Genomic DNA, 19,008 nt, shown 5'->3' with positions numbered 1-19,008 from the left:
CTGAGTCGAACCCCAATCCCTCTGACACCACAGAACCGCCGTGTGACGCAGAGCGTAATTAACTGCGTGTCGACGCGCGTCGCGCACGATAGTCAAAGGGGGGACAACTCTCGCTTGCATCGCAGAAGCGAGCATCGACAAGCTCGCTCCTGCCAAGAGGCAGAGCTTGTCGCGACAGGCATCAGAACAGCTTGCTGAACACCCAATACAGCGAACCTGACAGGAGAATCGCCGCCGGCAGCGTCAGCACCCAGGCAGCGGCCAGATTGCGCAGGGTGCGCATCTGCAGCCCTGAACCGTTGGCGACCATCGAACCCGCCACACCGGACGACAGCACATGAGTGGTCGACACCGGCAGCCCGTACATATCCGCAGCGCCGATGGTGAACATCGCCACGACTTCTGCCGACGCGCCCTGAGCGTACGTCATATGTGTCTTGCCTATACGCTCGCCAACGGTCACGACGATGCGCTTCCAGCCGACCATCGTGCCGAGCCCAAGAGCGATGGCCACCACAATCTTGACCCAGGTCGGAATAAAGCGTGTGGCACTGTCTATCTGCGCTTTGAAGGCATCAAGCTTGGTCTGGGTATCGGCGTCGAAATTGCCCACCTTGTTTTTATCCATCACACGGATGGTTTCCGAAGTCAGGTACATGTCGTTACGGACGTTGGTCACTGCTTCGGCAGGCACCTTCGAGAGCGAGCCATAGCTGGCAACCTGATTGCCGATCTTGCCGGTCATGACCGCCAGCGCAGGAATCAGGTCAGGGCCTGCCTGTTTGCTGACCAGATAATCCGACAGGGTCTTGCGCGAGTCGCTCGGGGCGGGGAGGGGGACACTGCGCATCAGTGCCTGCTGAGTGACTTCGGCCACTGCACCGAACTGAGTGGCTTGATCGGCAGGCATGGTGCGGTTGAGCGCATAGGCCATTGGCAGGGTGCCGACCAGAATCAACATGATCAGGCCCATGCCTTTCTGTCCGTCGTTGGAGCCGTGGGCGAACGAGACGCCGGTGCAGGTCACGATCAGCATGGCGCGTATCCACAAGGGAGGCGGGGCATTGCCTTCCGGTGCCTTGTACAGCGCTCGATTCTTGATGAACATGCGCATGGCCAGCAACAGCAAGGCAGCACAGCCGAACCCGACCAATGGCGACAACAGCAGCGAGTAGCCGATTTTGGTGGCCTGCGACCAGTCCACTCCGCTGGTCCCGTCCCGTCCGTGCATCAAGGCGTTGGCGATGCCGACACCGATGATCGAGCCGATCAGGGTATGTGACGAGGATGCCGGCAAACCCAGCCACCAGGTGCCCAGGTTCCAGATGATCGCCGCGATCAGCAGGGCAAAGATCATGGCGAAACCTGCCGACGAGCCGGTTTGCAGGATCAGTTCCACCGGCAGCAAGGCAATGATGCCGAACGCTACCGCACCGCTGGAAAGCATCACACCGAGAAAGTTGAAGAACCCTGACCAGACCACCGCAAAGCCGGGTGGCAGGGAATGGGTGTAGATCACGGTCGCCACTGCGTTGGCAGTGTCATGAAAGCCGTTGACGAATTCGAACCCCAGTGCGATCAGCAATGCCACGCCCAACAGTACGAACGGGGTCCAGGTGGTGACCACCGTGCCCATATCGTCCACATCCTGCTTGAGGCTGTAGCCGGTAAACAGCAGACCGGCGATGAGTATGGCGAAGAAAATGACCATGGTCAGGCGACCGGGTTTGCGCCCGAAATGAGTCGCAGACAGGCTCGCCCTGCCCGTGGCGTCGGGAGAAAGTGCATTTGTAGCCATGTTCGCAATCCTGGATTGAAAGAATATTGACATGGTCATTGCAAAATGTGACAGGGAGACGACATATGCCTGATGATTGCGCTTTTGCGCCAGATTTCTGACAACCGGCAAGCCGGATCAGTAATCGCCTCGTTTGCGGAACGCCCAGCGTCCCGCGACCAGGGTAAAGGTCGCTACCAGCGCCACCAGAATCCAGAAGCCTTCAGGGTCGGACGCCAATGGCACGCCACCGACGTTCATGCCGAAAAAGCCCGCCACGATGTTGATCGGCAATGCCAGAACCGTGACCACGGTCAGAGTGAACAGGGTTCTGCTGCTCTGCTCGTTGAGGTTGGCGGCAATCTCTTCCTGCAACAGTTTGATGCGCTCGCCCAGTGCGGTGAGGTCGTTGATGACCAACGACGACTCTTCGATGGACTGACGCAGCGCTTGTACATCCTGTTCGCGCAGCCATTGCGGAGGCTTGTGCAACAGGCGCATCAACGAACCCGGCTCCAGTGCCAGCAGACGTTGCAGGCGCACCAGAACCCGGCGCATGGCACCAAGTTCGGAGCGATTGTTGCTCAGTCGCTGGGACAGCAACTGGTCTTCGATACGGTCGACATTGACGCTGGTCTTGCGCAGGAACTGGGTCAGCACCTCGCCCTGATCGCTCAGCAGGTGCGCGAGCAGTTCCAGCGGTGAATCGAACTGTTCGCCGTGTTTGACCGCAGAGCGCAATTTGTCCACCGACCGCAGCGGCTGCAGCCGGGCAGTGATCAGCAAACGCTGTCGGGCACAGACCCACAAGGTCGAAATGTCGGTCGAGAGCCTGTTGAAATCGAACACCACATCGTTGACGACCGCCAGCAATGTGGCATCTACGTGCTCGATCCGGGTCGAACGCGAGCCCTCGTGCAGCGCCTCGAAAAACTCTTCCGGAAGATCCAGCCGGGCCTTCATCCAACGCTCGCATGCCGCATGCGAGAGGTTCAGGTGCAGCCAGATGAAGTCGTTCTCTTCGGGAGGGTTTTGCAGGTAATCCAGCGCGGCGGCCGAGCCGATTTCCTGACCGCTTTCACCGTGGCGAAAACGGAAGCCGTAGAGCAGACCGAAAAGGTCGGAGTCCTGATGATGGTGAGCAATACTGTGGTTCATGGCTGTCCACGTGCGGCCTGGCCCGGGCGGGGAGGCGAAGGCCGCATGATGACAAGGCGCTATTTCATATTTGTGACAGCTTGTTGCCGAATGTGTCGTCTGCCGCAGCGCAAAACGGCCGCGTCGGCGGCCGTTCAGTCAATCGACAGCGTGGTTCTGGATCGAATCCGCTCAGACCATCGCCAAAGGGACTTTGCGCGTGGGCGCAGGCCAGGCCAGGTCGATATCGGCCAGATCACGCTCAGTGAGACGAATCTGTTCGGCAGCGATGTTCAGACGGATATGTTCCGGGTTGGTGGCCTTGGGAATGGCGATCATATTGTCCTGACGCAGGACCCAGGCGAGGGAAATCTGTGCCGGTGTTGCGTCGTGGCGTTTGGCGATTTCATGCAGGGCAGGGTGGTAAAGCAGGTCGCCAGCCTGGCCGATCGGGCAGTACGCCATCAATGGCAAATGACGATCGGCGCTCCACAGCATGAGGTCGAATTCGATGCCGCGCTGTTCCGGGTTGTACAGCACCTGATTAGTGGCGCAACGCGGGTTGTTGAGTTCGATCATGTCCGGGACGTCAAAGTTGGAAACACCCCAGGCCCCGATTTTGCCCGCTTCCTGCAGACGTTCGAATGCTTCGACGGTCTCGGTCAGCGGGTACTGGCCCGGCCAGTGCAGCAGATAAAGGTCGATATAGTCAGTGTTCATTCGTCGCAGGCTGGCCTCGCACGCGGCCGGGATACCGTCGCGGCTGGCGTTGTGCGGATAGACCTTGCTGACCACGAAGACTTTGTCACGCTGCCCGGCAATGGCTTGCCCGACAATCTTTTCGGCAGCGCCATCGGCGTACATTTCGGCCGTGTCGATCAGCGTCAGGCCCTGTTCGATGCCAAGGCACAGGCCAGCGATCTCAGCTGAGCGCAAGTGCCCTTTTTCACCCATGTGCCAGGTGCCCTGACCCAGCACTGGTACAGTTCTGCCTGCCAATTCCAGTGTGCGCATGTGACCCCCTGCAATTTAATAAGCAGCTAAGTGAGCGGTTGAGTAAGCAGGTCTGAGGCAACAAGAGGCGCACGAGGTTCCGTGCTCCCCATCGCAAAGCCTGTTTAAACCCGGAACTGCTTCAACAACCCGTTCAGTTCTTCGCTCAAACCTCGCAAGTGCAGGCTGGCCGAGGTCGATTGTTCGGCGGCCAGGGCGGTGCTCTGGGACAGCTGCGCGGCCTGGGTCACGTTCTGGTTGATGTCATCCACCACATGCGTCTGCTGCAGGGTAGCGCTGGCAATGGACGCGTTCAGGCTGTTGAGATTGCGCAGCGCCTGGCTGATGGAGGTAAGGCTCTGGCCAGCCTGATTGGCCTGCTCGATCGTCAGTTGCGAGGAACGGCTGCTGTCACCGATCACCTTGACTGCTGCGTCGGAATGCTTTTGCAGCCGTTCGATCATTGCCTGAATTTCGGCGGTCGACTTCTGAGTACGCTGGGCCAGCAGACGCACCTCGTCGGCCACCACGGCAAAGCCGCGGCCCTGTTCACCCGCACGTGCCGCTTCGATGGCAGCATTCAGCGCCAGAAGGTTGGTCTGTTCGGCAATCGAGCTGATCACTTCCAGCACGCTGCCGATCTGCGTGCTCTCGCTGGCCAGGCTCTGCATCACTTCCACGGCCTGACCGATCGTGCTGGATAGGTGCTCGATCTGCTTCAGGCTGTTGTCGATGTTGACCTGGCCCTGTTGCGCCTGCGATTCGGGATCGCGCATCTCGCTCGCGGCATGCTCGGCGTTCTTGGCCACGTCCTGCACACCGTAGGTGACTTCGTTGACGGCGGTGGCGACCAGGTCCATCTGTTGGGACTGCTGCTCGCTGCGGTTTTGCGCCTGCTCGGCGTTGTTGCCCAGGTCGGTGGAAGCCTGGCCCAGTGCCACGGCCGAGTTTTGCAACTGCCCGACCACATTGCGCAGCTTGGCAACAAAGGCGTTGAAGTGCGTGCCCAGCTCGGTGATTTCATCCTTGCCGTGGGTTTCCAGAGTACGGGTCAGATCACTCTCGCCACTGGCAATATTGGCCATTGCACCGACCGCCGCTCTCAGCGGTCGCACGATACTGCGCACGATCATGACCAGCAGCAGCACCATGACCAACACAATCCCTGCGATGAAGATCCCGGCGTTCCACAGTTGCGTCTTGAACTCTGCCGCCACATCGTCCACATAAACGCCCGAGCCCAGAATCCAGCCCCATGGCTGAAACAGTTGCACGTAGGAGGTCTTTTTTACCGGTTCGCTGGCACCCGGCTTGGGCCAGCGATAATTCACCATCCCGGCACCCTTGGCCTTGGCGATCGCGACCATTTCGCTGAATACCGCAAAGCCGTCCGGGTCTTTGATGGTCGATATATCCTGGCCATCAAGTTTGGGGTTGGTGGGGTGCATGATCATGACCGGGCGCAAGTCGTTGATCCAGAAATAGTCGTTCTGGCTGTAACGCAGCCCCTTTATCTCTTTCAGCGCCTGCTGTTGCGCAGCCTCGCGCGTCATGCTGCCCGCCGCTTCGAGCCCTTGGTAAAAGGTGAGTATGCCGCTGGCGGTCTGCACCACGTGCATGGTTTTCTCGGCCTTGGCCTGATACAGGTCGTTGTGAATCTGCCTGAGCAGCGTCGCGGACAAGACGAAGAGCATCAGCACTGAAACCACAAGGATCAGCCACAGACGGCGACTGATGGACAAACTGCGCATACTCATGATCGTCATCCCATGCATTATTTTTTCTTTTTATGGCCGCCGGGCCGCGCAACGCGCGATACAGAGCCTCATTAACCTTCTCGGCGCATCATGACCAAACATGAGATGGCAGTCACATTTTTTTACAGGTCTGCACGGGTATAGCGAAAGGCTTACATCAAGAGGCGCGATTGGCTCTATCGACTGACCCTCGATGAATGTAGGATCCAATTCAACAGCTGCAGCGAAGGAACGCCGCAGTGATCAGGGAAGATCGACCATTGCCAGGAGGCTACTGACAGGATGTCGGAATGGTCATGTTGCAAAACCACCCGCTTCGGCGGGTTTTTTGCGTCTGCCGGAATAAAAGTTCGGCGCTATCAGCGATCCGGTTCGCAGCCCTTGAGTACCAGCCTGAGGATGGTCTGGGTCGCAGCCTCGTAATCAACGTCCTCCAGCTTCGCTTTGCCGGTGACGGTTGCGATCTGCCAGTCGAAGTCAGCGTAGGTCTGGGTCGCGGCCCAGATGGTGAACATCAGGTGGTGGGGGTCGAGCCGGGCAATCTGCCCGCTGTCGATCCAGGCCTGAATGCATTCGATATTGTGTCGCGCCTGGCCATTGAGCTGTTCGATCTGCTCTGCGGTCAGGTGCGGTGCGCCGTGCATGATTTCGCTGGCGAAGACTTTCGACGCGAAGGGCAGGTCACGGGAAATCTGGATCTTCGAACGAATGTAACTGGCCAGCACCTCGGCCGGCACACCCCGAGGGTCGAATGGCGTCGACGCTTGCAGGATGGGCTCGATGATGCTTTCCAGCACCTCGCGGTAGAGGTTTTCCTTGGATTTGAAGTAGTAATAGACGTTGGGTTTGGGGACACCGGCCTTGGCCGCGATATCGCTGGTCTTGCTGGCGGCAAACCCCTTATCGGCGAATTCCTCGCTGGCAGCGCGCAGGATGAGTTCTTTGTTGCGCTCGCGGATGCTGCTCATGACCCGGTAATTCCCTTGCCTGCATGGCGGTCGCGCATGTTAGCACCGGGTTTGTGCAGCGCTCAATGTCGAAGGCCCGGAGCCGATTTGTACCGGGCCGGACGACTCAGGCGCCCATCAGTTCCTGAACCCTGGCAGCCAGGTCATCAATAGCAAACGGCTTGGTCAGCACTCGCATCCCTGGCCCGAGTTGCTCGTCACCAATGGCAGCGTTTTCCGCATAACCGGTGATGAACAGGGTTTTCAGGTGCGGGCGCACCTCGCGTCCCGCATCGGCCATTTGTCGCCCGTTCATACCGCCGGGCAGGCCCACATCAGTGATGAGCAGATCGATATGCACATCCGAGCGCAACAGCTTGAGGCCGGCGAGGCTGTCGGCTGCCTCGATCAGGGTATAGCCCAGATCACCGAGTGCGTCGGTGAGCAGCATGCGCACTGTCGGTTCGTCGTCCACGATAAGGATCGTCTCTCCAGACTGCGTGGACTCGAACGGCGTCTTGTCCACATGGCCCTCGTCGCGGGTTGCAGTACCGTCGTAACGCGGTAGATAAAGGGATATTGCGGTGCCTTTGCCCACCTCCGACTGAATGCGCACCCGACCGCCGGACTGATTGGCGAATCCGTAAATCATCGACAGACCAAGGCCCGTACCCTGGCCAATAGGCTTGGTGGTGAAGAAAGGGTCGAAGGCCTTGGCGATCACATCGGGTGTCATGCCGGTGCCGGTGTCGGTCACGCACAGCGACAGATAGCGGCCCTCGGGCATATCGTGCACTCGCGCCACATCGCCTTCTATCCACTGGTTGCTGGCCTCGATGGTGATGCGGCCGCCGTCCGGCATTGCGTCGCGGGCGTTGATGCACAGGTTCAACAGTGCGTTCTCCAGCTGACTTGCATCGACCAGCGTCGGCCACAAGCCCATGGCACCGATGGTTTCGACCAGGATGCTGGGGCCGACCGTGCGCTGGATCAGATCCGTCATGCCTTTCATCAGTCGGTTCACATCGGTCGGCTGCGGGTCCAGTGTCTGGCGCCGGGAGAAGGCCAGAAGCCGGTGCGTCAAGGCCGCCGCACGCTTGGCCGCCCCCTGTGCAGTCACGATGTATTTATCTACATCGTTCCAGCGTCCTTGGGCAATCCGGGTGCTCATCAACTCCAGAGCCCCGGAAATGCCTGCCAGCAGGTTGTTGAAATCATGCGCGAGACCGCCCGTCAGTTGTCCCACCGCTTCCATTTTCTGCGACTGACGCAGCTTCTCTTCAGCCTGCATCAGTTCCGCCGTGCGGGAGGCAACGCGCTGTTCAAGCGTGTCGTTGAGCGCCCGCAGCGCCGCCGTGGCGCGGTCCCGTTCGGCCTCTACAGAGCGTCGTTCATCGACGTTGATGAGCACGCCGGGGAAACTCAGTGGCGTGCCGTCCTCGGCACGGTCGACGCGGCCGTTTGCCTCGATCCAGTAGTAGATCCCATCGGTACGACGGACCCGGTACTGGTGGGCATACACGCGTCCATTGGTGATGACCGCGTTGATCGCATCGATCAAGCCTTGCTTGTCTTCGGGGTGAACGGTGGCGATGACTTGTTCCAGGCTCAAACCTTCGCGGCCCAGAGCGGGGTCCAGGCCAAACGCCTTGGCGAAGGCTTCGTCGACCGTAAAGCGGTCGGTCGGCAAATCCCAGTGCCATGTGCCGATGATCGCGCCGGCGGCAAGGGCCAGTTGCACGCGGTCGACGTTTTCGCGCGCGATGGCTTCGCTGGTCCGCAATCGTTCCTCGGCGTCGCGCCGTGCAGTGACGTCGCTGAAGATGACCGCGATCTGCCGGTCAGCCGGTTCACCGACCCGCACCGCCCGGACTTCGAACCAGCGCTCGAAAGCCTTGGCGTAGTTCTCGAAGTTGGCAGGCTCGCCGGTTTTTGCGACATGGCCATACGCTTCAAACCAGAAACGCTCCAGGTCCGGCGCGAACTCGGTCACCCACTTGCCGCGCAGGTCGACCCCCGCCTGGTGTTCAAACGCAGGGTTGGCCTCGATGAAGCGGTAGTCCACCGGGCTGTCGTCTGCATCGAACTTGACCTGGATAATGGCGAACGCGGCCTCGATGGTCTCCAGCATGGCTCTGGAGCGCTCTTCGCTCTGACGCAGCGCCGTCTCGGCCTTGCGCATCTTCGACATGTCGAGCATGGCGCCGATCATGCGCGCAGCCTTGCCCTCGGCATCACGAATCACATGGCCACGGTCCAGTACATCGGCGTAAGACCCGTCCAGACGGCGAAACCGGTATTCATCGGTCCAGGCAGTGCCGCTGCCGTCAATGACGGCATGGATGGAGTCGTAGATGCGTGTCCGGTCGTCGGGATGGATCTGGGCTATCCACCAGTCGCCCGAGGTGTCCAGGGTCGCCAGCGGGTGGCCATAAGCCTGCTCCAGCGCGTCATTCCAGAGCACGTGGTTGGCGGCAAAGTCCCAATCCCATATTGCGTCGTTGGTCGCCTTGGCGGCCAATCGGTAACGCTCCTGGGCTTCTTCGGTCGCGCGCGCCGCCAGGTGCTCTCTGGTGCGATCGCGCAGGATCTTTACAAAACCAAGGTGAGTATTTTTTTCATCATAAAGTGGCATCATCTCGCCAGATGCCCAGAACGACTTACCGTCCTTGCGCAGGTGCCAGCGCTCGTCCGATGCCCGGCCCACGCTCAGCGCGAGTTGCATCTCATGTTCGATCCGGCCGCGGGCCACGTCTTCGGAGGTGAAGAAGCGTTCGGCACTCTGGCCGATCATCTCTTCCGGAGTCCAGCCCAGGACCTGTTCTGCGCCAGGGTTCCAGTCAGTGATGATTCCGTGCCGATCGGTCAGGATCATGGCGAAATCCATTGCACTGCCGAAGACCGCACGCTGGCGTGCTTCCCGGCTGGCAGTGACCGGTCGGTTTACAGCCGTCCCGGCGTCGATCCCGGCTTCTTCAAGTGCCCGGCGCAGTTCCACGACCTGCGCCTCCAGCTCTTCTCTTGTCAGGTATTTCAGAGCGCCTCCCGCTCACACGTTATCGTTTGCATGGGCGGGCACGTGCCCGTGGCCTGCTTTGCGGATTGAGATCAGTTACTGTCGAGGTCGCCATTTGCCCTTACGCTTCAGCGCCGGGGGTGTCGGCCAACTGACGCGCTCCCTCGGCGGGGCTGCACCTGACGCAGGGCGTTCTATGGCAGTCGCCATATAGCCGGGCTTCGGTATCCATCGGCATGTACGCAGGTTTCTTTAAGGGGCTTCAACATCGCTGGTCGACTTTGTTTACAGTCTGCGCATCCGGTTGGTTATTGTGAGGCGGCTTATGCGCCGACGTCAGCCTTTTTTCGGGGTTGCTTTTGACTGCATGCTACGATTTATCCTTTCTTTGTGCGAACAGTGCCCTTTGTATGTCCGTGAAAGCAAACAGTTCTGATACACCCGCCACCGCCAGCCAGGCTGCGGTCAAGCGTCGTCTTCCAAAGGGCGAAGTGCGCAAGGCAGAGATCATTCAGGCGGCCATGACCGTCTTTGCCCGAGACGGTTACGCGGGCGCGTCCCTGTCCAACATCGCCAAAGTTGCAGGTCTCTCTCAGGTAGGCTTGCTCCATCACTTCCCGAGCAAGCTGGTGCTGCTGCAATCCGTTCTTGAACATCGGGATCAGTATATTGCTGCCAGGTTGCAGGACGCCGGGCAGGTCGCGTCGCTGGAGGCATTCATGTCCTTTCTGAAGCAGGTCATGCGTTTCAGTATCGAAGACATTTCCGTCAGTCAGGCGCTGATGATCATCAACACGGAAAGCCTGTCGGTCACGCACCCGGCTCACCGCTGGTTCAGCGAGCGTTTCCATCAGGTGCACGGCCACCTTCAGAATCATCTGAACAGGCTGGTTCAGGCTGGTGAAATTCGACAGGACGTCGATGCAAGGCAAATCAGCCTTGAGGTCGCCGCCATGATGGACGGCTTGCAGATTCAATGGCTTCGCTCGCCCGGAGACGTGCAGATAGAATGTGCATTTGCCAGATTTCTCGAACGACTCGCTCAGGATCTGAGAGCGCTCTGATCAACGGCCTGTTGCATGGATGTAATCGGTGATCATCTCGACCACCGATTACTGCTGAAGGATTACTGCTGCTTAGTAAGCCTGCTCTGCCTTGACCTGAACTGCCTTGCGCAGAGGTATCGGAAGGGGGTTGGAGTCACGAGTGGTCAGTTGCTCCGGGTAAAGCGCCACCACCGTGCGATCGAGTGTCAGGTTTTCCGAGTCCTTGCCCACCAGAATCTTGAACTTGCCAGGGTCGACGTTCCAGCTCACTGAGTTGGCTGAGTAATAAGCGAACGAGCGCGAGTCCAGTGCAATCGTCACGGTTTTGCTTTCACCCGGCTTCAGGTAAACCTTGGAAAAGCCCTTCAACTCTTTCTCCGGACGGTCAACCTGGGGCCTGGATGGCTGCACATAGAGTTGAGCCACTTCAAAACCGGCCTTGTCGCCCGTATTGGTGACCTTGAACGAGGCCTGGAGGGTTGCGCCCGGGGCCAGTACGTTGCTCGACAGCTTCAGGTCGCTGTACTCGTACGTGGTGTAGGAAAGCCCGAAACCGAACGGATAGAGCGGCTTAGCGTGCTTCTTGTCGTAACCGCGATAGCCCAGGTACAGGCCTTCGCTGTAGGTCATTTCAACAGGAGGATTGGCGCTGCTGAAATAGTACGGCACCGGGTTCGAGTACGATGCATAGCTCGGGTTATCCTGCGCCTTCTTATCCAGCGTGATGGGCAGTTTGCCTGACGGATTGACCTTGCCGTACAGGATTTCGGCCAGGGCCTGACCGCCTTGTTGTCCCGGATACCATGCGTGCAGAGAAGCGGCTACCTTGTCGGCCCACGGCTGCATGTCCATGCCACCGCCACCGTGCAGTACAACGACGGTTTTCGGATTGGCTTTCTGAATGAAGCTGATCAGCTCGGACTGAAATTGCGGCAGTTCGAACGGTCGATCAAGGGATTCACCTTCATATTCGAAGTTGTTGCCCGCGGCCACCACTACGGCGTCGTAGTCCGCCAGATTCTTCGGCGGACGCAACGAGGCCCAGCTCATCTGCACGCCGTTCATACCGCCCAGTACCGGTGTGAAATTCCCTTTCAACCGACGATACTCCAGGCGCACGTTGTACTCGGTGCCAGCCTTGAGAGTCGCCGTTTTAACGGTGCGCGGGACCACTGGAATCAGGTCGAACGAGACTTGCGAGCCTTCGTCCTCAAGCACCAGTTCGTCATTGATCCAGAGTTTATAGGCACCGTCTGCGCGTACCTTGAACACCTGAGGGCCTGTGATCGTCGGTTTGATCCTGCCGGTGAAGCGGGCAGAGAACGAGCCTGCCGAAGGCGTATAACCGTTGACGGTGCCGGTGCCGCTATCGGTGACGTTGGTACTGGTGATCCAGTCCAGATTGACGCCCGGCTCGATGCGGGTTGCAACCGGGTCGCCGGACAGCGAAGTATTGGCGTAATACTCGGCTTTCACACCGGTGTTGCTGATGGCCTGTTTGTCCTGGCCTGGCTGATACCAGACCGATGACCTGGGGTTCAGGCTCATCTGCGCAAGGTATTCCACATTGGCGGTGTTCGCTGCCAGTTGCTTCAGGCCGCTCAGTTCAGTGACGTAACTGGCGGGCGCCGAGTAGGCCGTGCCGAACGGCGCGGTCGGCGGCTGCAGGGCCAGATCACCGATGACGGCTATCTTTGCGTTTCTGGACAATGGCAACAGGGGTTTCTGTCCGTCTACCGGCTCGTTTCGCAGCAGCACTATAGATTCTCTGGCCACGTTCAAGGCGGCCAGTTGACCGTATTCACGATGCTCCAGCGGTTGTGCCTTGTTGATCGCCTTGTCGAAACCATAGCTGACCAGCGCTCTCAGGTTTCTGCGCACCTTGTCGTCGATCACATTTTGATGCAATTGACCATTCCAGACATAAGGCAGCAGTTTGGCTTCGGTAAACTGAAGCCCGCTGGGCATGTCGATATCAGTGCCTGCCCAGGCACCCTTGAAGGCGTCCTGAACCGAATTGAAATCGCTCATGACGTTACCCTGAAAGCCCCATTGGCCTTTCAGGATGTCGGTGATGAGGTGGTGGTTTTCACAGGCGTATTCGCCATTGATCTTGTTATAGCCACACATGATCGAGGCAATGTTGGCGTTTTTGACCAGCGACTCGAAGCCAGGCAGGTACAACTCCTGCATCGCTCGTTCGTCGATCTTCACGTCCAGATAATGCCGGTTCGCTTCCTGCTCGTTCATCAGGTAATGCTTGGCAGCCGCCTGGATGCCCTGCACCTGAATACCGTTGGTCACGGCAGGTGCCAGTACTGCGCCGAGAAACGGATCTTCTCCGCTCATGTATTCTGCCGCCCGCCCGTTGAAAGGAGTGCGATAGAGGTTAATGGCCGGCGACAGCATCTGCTGACCACCCGCTATTCGGGTTTCATAGCCAATAGCCAGACCGAATTCCTTGGCCCGATTGATGCTCCAGGTAGCGGCCAGGGCAGATGGGGAAGGGTACTGCGCGCCGAATGTCTTGCCGCCGACCAGTACGCCCATCGCCGAATCGTAGGCGACCGTACCCTGCAGATTGAACGCGTCCAGCTTCGGAATCATCCGGCCATCGTCAACGCGCGAAAAATTGATTTTTTGCGATTGCGTCATGTTGTCCAGTATTGCGCCTACCCGGGCTTCGACTTCATTGCCTGCCATCGGCGTTACAGCGAACACGTTGCCTGCCTGGGCCAGACCGAGCGTCAGCAGGCTCAGGCCGAGGCCTTGTTTGATCATGGACACGGAGCTATTCCTTACATAATTCATGGGTTTTTCGGTTGTCTGTCAGCGCTGAACTCAGTGGTCTTCAGTGCCGGCAGGCGCGTCTGCGGTATCGATCGGGGCATCCACCAGCGTTTGCGCGCCATTGGGCGTTTTCTGTGCGGCGACGTTGGCCCCCGTGATCTGCTCACGCTGGGTGTCGACCTCCGCGCGGCGCTCGCTCGAGGCGGATGGCAGCGGGTTCTGCCTGTCAGCGGCAAATACCGGGAGGGCGGCCAGGGACATCATTAAGGTGGCAACAACAGGCAGCAGGGGGCTGGCCATCGGGAGAATCTCCAAATAGAAATATGAAACAGGCAGACAGACACGTCGGCAGCTCAGGGCGGCTGACAGTTCATTGCAAGAGCGTCTGACGAGTGGGGGAATGGCGAGGAGATAAAATACACGAATGGAATTTTATATAATTCAATAAACTAAAATCTACTGCCTGTTATTTAGTGATTTAGTTATATTTAATTGTTGTTTAATCTATTTATTGGCAATAAAATATTGAAATTTACTACTTAGTTAAAATAATCAGTCTTTTTAAAAAGCAGAGTAATCACTCTGTTTTGGCGTTTTATGATTGTTGAGCGCGCGTGCCAGCCATCGCCAATGCCGAAGACTCGCGGAGACGCGTAATGACCAGAGAAAAACCTTATGGCACAACGGCGAGTGTGCAGAACGGCGGGCAGGAGGGATGGCTGATCGCGATGCCGTGGACGGCGACGGGGTTCATGTGTGGTTCAGGACACTGATCTGACTTTGCAGGGCAGGAGGTGTGGCGAAGGTATCTGATCGGGTGCCGGGCGGTGCCATGCGAGTGGCCATGCCGCTACCGATCAGGTTCGGTAGCGGCGTGTTTCATGCTCAGAAACTGTATTTGGCCGTCAATGCATAACTGCGCGGGTTGCCATAGACGTCAGTCGAGCCCCACACCGAGCTTGCGCCTATCGCGGTGTAGTAGGTGCGATCGAAGATGTTGTTTGCGTTCAGTTGCAGGTCCAGGTTCTTGCTCACCTGATAACCCGCCATCAGATCTGCGACGGCGTAGCTGCCCTGTTCCAGACGATAGCTGCCATCGGTGAGTGCGATGTCGTTATACATGCGGCTCTGCCAGTAGACGTTGCCGCCAACGCGCATTTTTTCCAGCGCGCCCTGTAGCCGATAGACAGTAGACACTTTGAACAGATGCTCGGGCGTGTCGGTGTCGAAACGCTGATTCTTGTTCGCTGGATCGGCGTCTTTGAGGTAATGGGTGCGGGCGTAGGTGTAGCCAGCGCCGACCTGCCAGTTTTCGCTCAGCGCGCCTTGCAGTTCCATCTCGATGCCCTGACTGCGTACCAGCCCGGCGGCGTCGTAACAGGTCAGCACCGCGCAGCCCGCCTGAGTCGGTGACTGGGTCTTGAGGTTTTTCTGGTCGATCTGGAACACCGCCAGGCTGGTATTGAGGGCACCGTTGAAATATTCGCCCTTGATACCGACTTCATAGTTTTCGCCGACTACCGGGTCGAGTACCTTGCCGGACAAGTCCTGTGCGCTCTGCGGCTGGAAAACATCGGTGTAGCTGGTGTACAGGGAATGGTGCTCATCCAGTTTGTAGATCAGCCCGGCGTAGCGCGTCAGGTTGCGGGTGACCTTGTAGTCTTCATCGCCGGAACGGTCATCGTAGTCGTACCAGTCCAGACGGCCGCCGAGGATCAGGGTCAGCGGATCGGCCAGGCTCAGGCGTGTGGTGAGATAAACCGCATCCTGGGTGGCGATGCTATGCGTCTTGCCATCGCGGACGAAGTCCGGTTTCGGCGCGGCTATCGGCAGCCCGGTGTCGTACGGGCTGTATTCCTTGCTGGTCTTGTCGTACACGCGCCGACTGGTGCCGACCACCATTTCATGGGTGCGGCCAAAAGCTTCCACCGGTCCGCTGGCGTAGACATCGAAAGCGCTTTGCTTCTCGTCCGGCCTCGACTGATAGGCCGTCGTTTCCAGCGGGCCGTTGTAACGAGAGAGATAAGTGCCCGAAAACAGGCCGTCCAGCGACGAGCTCGAGCCCGCCACACGCAGTTTCCAGTCGTTGTCAAACCGGTGCTCCAGCTCGCCGAAGACGGTGTCGATGCGGATTTTCTTGTTTTCCCAATCCGAGCCGGAATAGGTCGAACGCGGCAGATTCAGGTGGTGGCCGTCAGTGCCGAGGGGCAGCCCGCCCCAGAAGTAATTGGTCTGATCTTCCTGTCGGGACAGGCCTATGGTCGCTGTCGTGGCGTCGTTCAGATCAGCTTCGACAACCCCGTAGAACACGCCGTGATCGCTTTTTTCCTTGTCGCGGAAACTGTTGGCATCCTGATAAGAACCGACCACCCGGCCACGCACTGTGCGACTGTCGTTCAATGGACCGGAAGCATCGAATACGCCACGGTAGTCGTCCCAGCTTCCTACAGTGCCGGTGAGGGTGACCTGCGGCTCGGCAGTAGGGCGTTTGCGCACCATATTGATCGCTGCCGAAGGATTGCCAGACCCTGTTGCCAGGCCAGTGGCACCTCTGATCACCTCGACATGATCGAACATGGCCAGATTGGGTTGGACACCCGCCGTGTACCCGGAGTATGAGGCGGGCAGGCCGTCGTACATGATGTTGTCGATATCGAAACCGCGGGATGTGTAGGTTTGCCGACCCGGTCCGCTGGACTGGTCGAGGAACAGCCCCGGCGTATACCTCACGACATCGTTGATGCTGGTCATGGCCTGATCGTCCATGCGCTGACGGGTGACGACCGTCACGGCCTGCGGCGTTTCACGGATGGTCAGCGGCAATTTGGTCGCCGTCTGCATCGGGCCCGTGGTGTAGGACTGACTGCCTTCGGTGGTGGAACCAAGCTGATCGGTGCTGATCTGTGTGGCACCCAGCTCCATGGTCGTGGCTGGTAGTGTTTCGGTGGTTTGGGTTTCCGCAGCAAAGGCCGCCTGAGAGGTGGCAGCCCAGATCCCCATTGCCAATAGCCCCGGCGTGAAACGATTACGGCTTTGCGATTGTTGCCCCGACATGAACCCGACACTCCCCCTATGCCTTCCGTGGCAGGATGATAATAATGTTGATAACTGTTCGCATTAGTGTGACAGGTTGTTTCGGCCAGAAAAAGACATTGCGAACAAATAGTTAACAAAATTTTCACATTTGCACGGACGCGCAAGGTGCATCTCGGTGGCGAGGCGGACCGGGCAGCGCGGACCGTTACAGGTCTGGAAGAGCAGGATCAGGCAGACGTGTTTCCAGGTGTGGAATTGCCCAGTCGACAAACGCCTTGACCCGCGGCGAGAGCTGCAAGGCATGTGGATAAACCAGTTGAATCGGCAGGTCTGCCGTTTCGAAGTCATTGAGCACCCTGATCAGGCGACCGTCAGCGAGCTCATCCGCAACCTGATAATGCATCAACCGGGTCACTCCCAGCCCCTGCACGCAGGCCAGGCTGGCGGCGCGGACCTGATTGCAGACCAGTCTTGGGGTCACGTCCTGTATCAGCTCTTTGCCCTGATTCCGGAAGTACCATTGCCGTCCTTGCGAACCCAGCGTGATACACGCGTGCTCGGGCAGCGATTTCGGAGTCTTCAGCGGCGAAGCAGTCAGCAGATAGTCCGGGCTGGCACAGGTCACCAGCCGAGTTGCGCCGACCCTGCGTGCGACCATCGCCGAGTCCGGGAGCTGGCCGATGCGCAGCGCCAGATCAAGGCGCGCGTCGAGCAAGGGTACGATCTGATCGTCGAGGCTCAGCTCGACGTTGATGTCCCGATGGTCCCTGAGAAAGGCATTCACGAGCGGCGCGATGTAACGCTGTCCGAACTCGACAGGTGCCGTCATCCGAAGCGTGCCCCGCACCACGCCGTCGCGGCCATCAAGCCGGTGCTCCATGTCATCGAAATCCGCGAGCATGCGCCGGCTCCAGTGCAAGTACTCCTCGCCTTCGTCGGTCAGCGCCATGCGCCGTGTGCTGCGGTTCAACAAGCGTACGCCCAGATGGCTTTCCAGCGCCGCCAGCGAGCGGACCAGCGACGCGACCGATTGACCGGTAATGTCCGCCGCCGCACTCAGGCTGCCGCTGTCGACGATCCGCACGAAGTTGGCCATTGCCTTGAGCCTGTCCATTGCCACCCTTGATTTGTGCGATTAGTGCATAGGTCTTGTCAGGTCCGCAGCATAGGTGAAACGGCGGCCGTGGCAGACACTTGCGCAACTGCTTCCAACCGGAGTTTCACCCTGATGAGCCTGCAACCCAACCCCGCCCGGATTCTCGCATATGACCACATCGGCATTCGCGTCAGCGATCAAAACCGTGCACTGGCTTTCTACCAGGCGCTTGGTTTTGTCGAGAGTGCGCGTTTTCCGCGTTACGAAGCCAACGAGATGCTCAGCGCGGACGGTGTTCGCATCAATCTGATCTTCAATGGCGTTCGCGTGCCCCGTGCGCACAACGTGCTGCTGGATGCTCCGCTAAAACTGCCCGGCATGACGCACCCGGCGTTTGTCGTCGATGACTTGCAACTCCTCGAGCGCTGGCTTGATGCGCAGGGCATTGTCGTCACGGAAGGACCGCACCCCATTGGCCCGAGACGAATCGCCCTGTTCATCCGCGATCCCGATGGCAATGTTCTGGAATTCAATCAACTCGTTGATGGAGACACACAATGAAACTGTACGATCTGCAAGCCTCCGGCAACTGCTACAAAGTTCGCTTGTTCGCTGCCCTCGCCAATATCGAGCTTGAAGTGATCGCCGTGGACTTTCTGAATGCAGAGCATAAAAGGCCACCACTGTCCGACCTGAATCCATTGGGTGAATTGCCCGTTCTACAAGATGGCCCGGTTGTCCTGCGCGATTCGCAAGCCATTCTGGTTTACCTCGCTGGCGAATATGGCGGCCTGGCGTGGTGGCCCGCTCACCCTCAGGGGCAGGCCGAAATCGTCCAGTGGCTGTCGTTCGCCAGCAACGAGATCCAGCACAGCCTTTGCGCGGCACGGCTGGTGCAGAAATTCGGTGCTGTGCTGAACCAGGCCGAAGCTGTGCAGAAAGCGTCTGTAGTGTTGGGGCTGCTCGACAAACACCTTGAGCAGCACGATTGGCTGGCGATAGGTCGGCCCACGATCGCCGAATGTGCAGTTTATCCTTACGTGGCATTGGCACCGGAGGGTGGCGTGGAGTTGCAGACCTACCCGAATGTCTTGCGCTGGGCTAAGCGGGTAGAGGGGCTGACGGGGTATTCAATGAGGCCTTGAAAGTTGCCAGGACACCACTCGGCCACCACTGCTGGTGGCGTCGCCCAGGCAGACCGGATAACTCACTCTGCAGGTGCCCCGCCGGTTGGCGAGCCGTAGGTGAACGGATCTGCGCCGCGGTTCTGGCTGTTCTTCGCCTTGCGGGCCTCATCGGGCGGGCGGACCATTTGCACGGTCAGGCTGCCATCGGTGCCGGCGTACACCACGGCGCTGACGCCGCCATCCTTGTAACTGGCGATGGTCGCCAAATTGATCTCGACCAGCGCAC

13 protein-coding genes and 2 pseudogenes are annotated in these 19,008 nt (G+C 58.9%); 3 read left to right on the top strand and 12 right to left on the bottom strand.

From position 1 onward, the window contains the following. Positions 1-181: 181 nt before the first annotated feature. From ALO80_RS27335 to ALO80_RS27310, 6 genes are all read right to left on the bottom strand, one after another. The gene (locus ALO80_RS27335; RefSeq protein WP_055011217.1) at positions 182-1,798 is read right to left on the bottom strand and encodes an inorganic phosphate transporter; all 1,617 of its coding nucleotides are present in this window, start codon (positions 1,796-1,798) and stop codon (positions 182-184) included. A 117-nt stretch (positions 1,799-1,915) separates the two neighbouring features. Then, positions 1,916-2,935, bottom strand: a complete 1,020-nt coding sequence (locus ALO80_RS27330) for a transporter (protein WP_054987183.1) — start codon at positions 2,933-2,935, stop codon at positions 1,916-1,918. Positions 2,936-3,106: 171 nt separating this feature from the next. Further along, a complete protein-coding gene (locus tag ALO80_RS27325) occupies positions 3,107-3,928 on the bottom strand; it encodes an aldo/keto reductase (protein ID WP_055011216.1) in 822 nt (273 codons plus the stop codon). A 104-nt stretch (positions 3,929-4,032) separates the two neighbouring features. After that, the gene (locus ALO80_RS27320) at positions 4,033-5,664 is read right to left on the bottom strand and encodes a methyl-accepting chemotaxis protein (RefSeq protein WP_083493429.1); all 1,632 of its coding nucleotides are present in this window, start codon (positions 5,662-5,664) and stop codon (positions 4,033-4,035) included. Positions 5,665-6,023: 359 nt separating this feature from the next. Further along, positions 6,024-6,632: a TetR/AcrR family transcriptional regulator gene (locus tag ALO80_RS27315; protein ID WP_055011215.1), complete on the bottom strand. Its 609-nt coding sequence runs from the start codon at positions 6,630-6,632 to the stop codon at positions 6,024-6,026. A 106-nt stretch (positions 6,633-6,738) separates the two neighbouring features. Then, the gene (locus ALO80_RS27310; RefSeq protein ID WP_055011214.1) at positions 6,739-9,609 is read right to left on the bottom strand and encodes a PAS domain-containing hybrid sensor histidine kinase/response regulator; all 2,871 of its coding nucleotides are present in this window, start codon (positions 9,607-9,609) and stop codon (positions 6,739-6,741) included. Positions 9,610-10,037: 428 nt separating this feature from the next. Here ALO80_RS27310 and ALO80_RS27305 point away from each other — a divergent pair, with 428 nt between their 5' ends. Beyond that, positions 10,038-10,691 carry a TetR/AcrR family transcriptional regulator gene (locus tag ALO80_RS27305; RefSeq protein WP_055011213.1) on the top strand — a complete coding sequence of 218 codons (654 nt, stop codon included), beginning with the start codon at positions 10,038-10,040 and terminating at the stop codon, positions 10,689-10,691. Positions 10,692-10,763: 72 nt separating this feature from the next. On the opposite strand, the gene ALO80_RS27300 is transcribed toward ALO80_RS27305, so the two are convergent. From ALO80_RS27300 to ALO80_RS27285, 4 genes are all read right to left on the bottom strand, one after another. Further along, entirely contained in the window at positions 10,764-13,454 is a 2,691-nt protein-coding gene (locus ALO80_RS27300) for a beta-glucosidase (protein WP_055011212.1), read from the bottom strand. Between the two features lie 60 nt (positions 13,455-13,514). Then, complete coding sequence (locus tag ALO80_RS27295; RefSeq protein ID WP_055011211.1) at positions 13,515-13,763, bottom strand: hypothetical protein; 249 nt, start codon at positions 13,761-13,763, stop codon at positions 13,515-13,517. A gap of 585 nt (positions 13,764-14,348) precedes the next feature. Then, complete coding sequence (locus ALO80_RS27290) at positions 14,349-16,517, bottom strand: TonB-dependent siderophore receptor (protein WP_055011210.1); 2,169 nt, start codon at positions 16,515-16,517, stop codon at positions 14,349-14,351. Between the two features lie 187 nt (positions 16,518-16,704). Continuing rightward, positions 16,705-17,613, bottom strand: coding sequence for a LysR family transcriptional regulator (locus tag ALO80_RS27285; protein WP_055011209.1), 909 nt, complete (start codon positions 17,611-17,613; stop codon positions 16,705-16,707). A gap of 114 nt (positions 17,614-17,727) precedes the next feature. Here ALO80_RS27285 and ALO80_RS27280 point away from each other — a divergent pair, with 114 nt between their 5' ends. Both ALO80_RS27280 and ALO80_RS27275 read left to right on the top strand, forming a co-directional pair. After that, positions 17,728-18,156: a VOC family protein gene (locus ALO80_RS27280; protein ID WP_054988452.1), complete on the top strand. Its 429-nt coding sequence runs from the start codon at positions 17,728-17,730 to the stop codon at positions 18,154-18,156. Continuing rightward, positions 18,153-18,740: a glutathione S-transferase family protein gene (locus tag ALO80_RS27275; RefSeq protein ID WP_054988451.1), complete on the top strand. Its 588-nt coding sequence runs from the start codon at positions 18,153-18,155 to the stop codon at positions 18,738-18,740. The genes ALO80_RS27280 and ALO80_RS27275 overlap by 4 nt, the downstream gene beginning before the upstream one ends. Here ALO80_RS27275 and ALO80_RS32380 read toward each other — a convergent pair. Beyond that, positions 18,729-18,806: pseudogene (locus ALO80_RS32380) on the bottom strand (PAAR domain-containing protein); the annotation flags it as partial. The gene ALO80_RS27275 and the pseudogene ALO80_RS32380 sit on opposite strands and share 12 nt — an antisense overlap. Further along, positions 18,803-19,008 (bottom strand): annotated as a pseudogene (locus ALO80_RS27270) (DUF2875 family protein); the annotation flags it as partial. The pseudogenes ALO80_RS27270 and ALO80_RS32380, both read right to left, overlap by 4 nt.

Source organism: Pseudomonas caricapapayae, assembly GCF_001400735.1.
In the GTDB taxonomy this organism is placed as follows: domain Bacteria; phylum Pseudomonadota; class Gammaproteobacteria; order Pseudomonadales; family Pseudomonadaceae; genus Aquipseudomonas; species Aquipseudomonas caricapapayae.
The sequence above is the reverse complement of the archived record's forward strand: the minus strand, read 5'-3'. Positions and strand labels throughout refer to the sequence as shown.

Bases quoted from the DNA above. Each gene is read 5' to 3' on its own strand.
- ALO80_RS27305 (WP_055011213.1), top strand. From the start codon at position 10,038: ATGTCCGTGAAAGCAAACAGTTCTGATACACCCGCCACCGCCAGCCAG.
- ALO80_RS27330 (WP_054987183.1), bottom strand. From the start codon at position 2,935: ATGAACCACAGTATTGCTCACCATCATCAGGACTCCGACCTTTTCGGT.
- ALO80_RS27275 (WP_054988451.1), top strand. From the start codon at position 18,153: ATGAAACTGTACGATCTGCAAGCCTCCGGCAACTGCTACAAAGTTCGC.
- ALO80_RS27285 (WP_055011209.1), bottom strand. From the start codon at position 17,613: ATGGACAGGCTCAAGGCAATGGCCAACTTCGTGCGGATCGTCGACAGC.
- ALO80_RS27290 (WP_055011210.1), bottom strand. From the start codon at position 16,517: ATGTCGGGGCAACAATCGCAAAGCCGTAATCGTTTCACGCCGGGGCTA.
- ALO80_RS27325 (WP_055011216.1), bottom strand. From the start codon at position 3,928: ATGCGCACACTGGAATTGGCAGGCAGAACTGTACCAGTGCTGGGTCAG.
- ALO80_RS27320 (WP_083493429.1), bottom strand. From the start codon at position 5,664: ATGAGTATGCGCAGTTTGTCCATCAGTCGCCGTCTGTGGCTGATCCTT.
- ALO80_RS27315 (WP_055011215.1), bottom strand. From the start codon at position 6,632: ATGAGCAGCATCCGCGAGCGCAACAAAGAACTCATCCTGCGCGCTGCC.
- ALO80_RS27300 (WP_055011212.1), bottom strand. From the start codon at position 13,454: ATGATCAAACAAGGCCTCGGCCTGAGCCTGCTGACGCTCGGTCTGGCC.
- ALO80_RS27335 (WP_055011217.1), bottom strand. From the start codon at position 1,798: ATGGCTACAAATGCACTTTCTCCCGACGCCACGGGCAGGGCGAGCCTG.
- ALO80_RS27280 (WP_054988452.1), top strand. From the start codon at position 17,728: ATGAGCCTGCAACCCAACCCCGCCCGGATTCTCGCATATGACCACATC.
- ALO80_RS27295 (WP_055011211.1), bottom strand. From the start codon at position 13,763: ATGGCCAGCCCCCTGCTGCCTGTTGTTGCCACCTTAATGATGTCCCTG.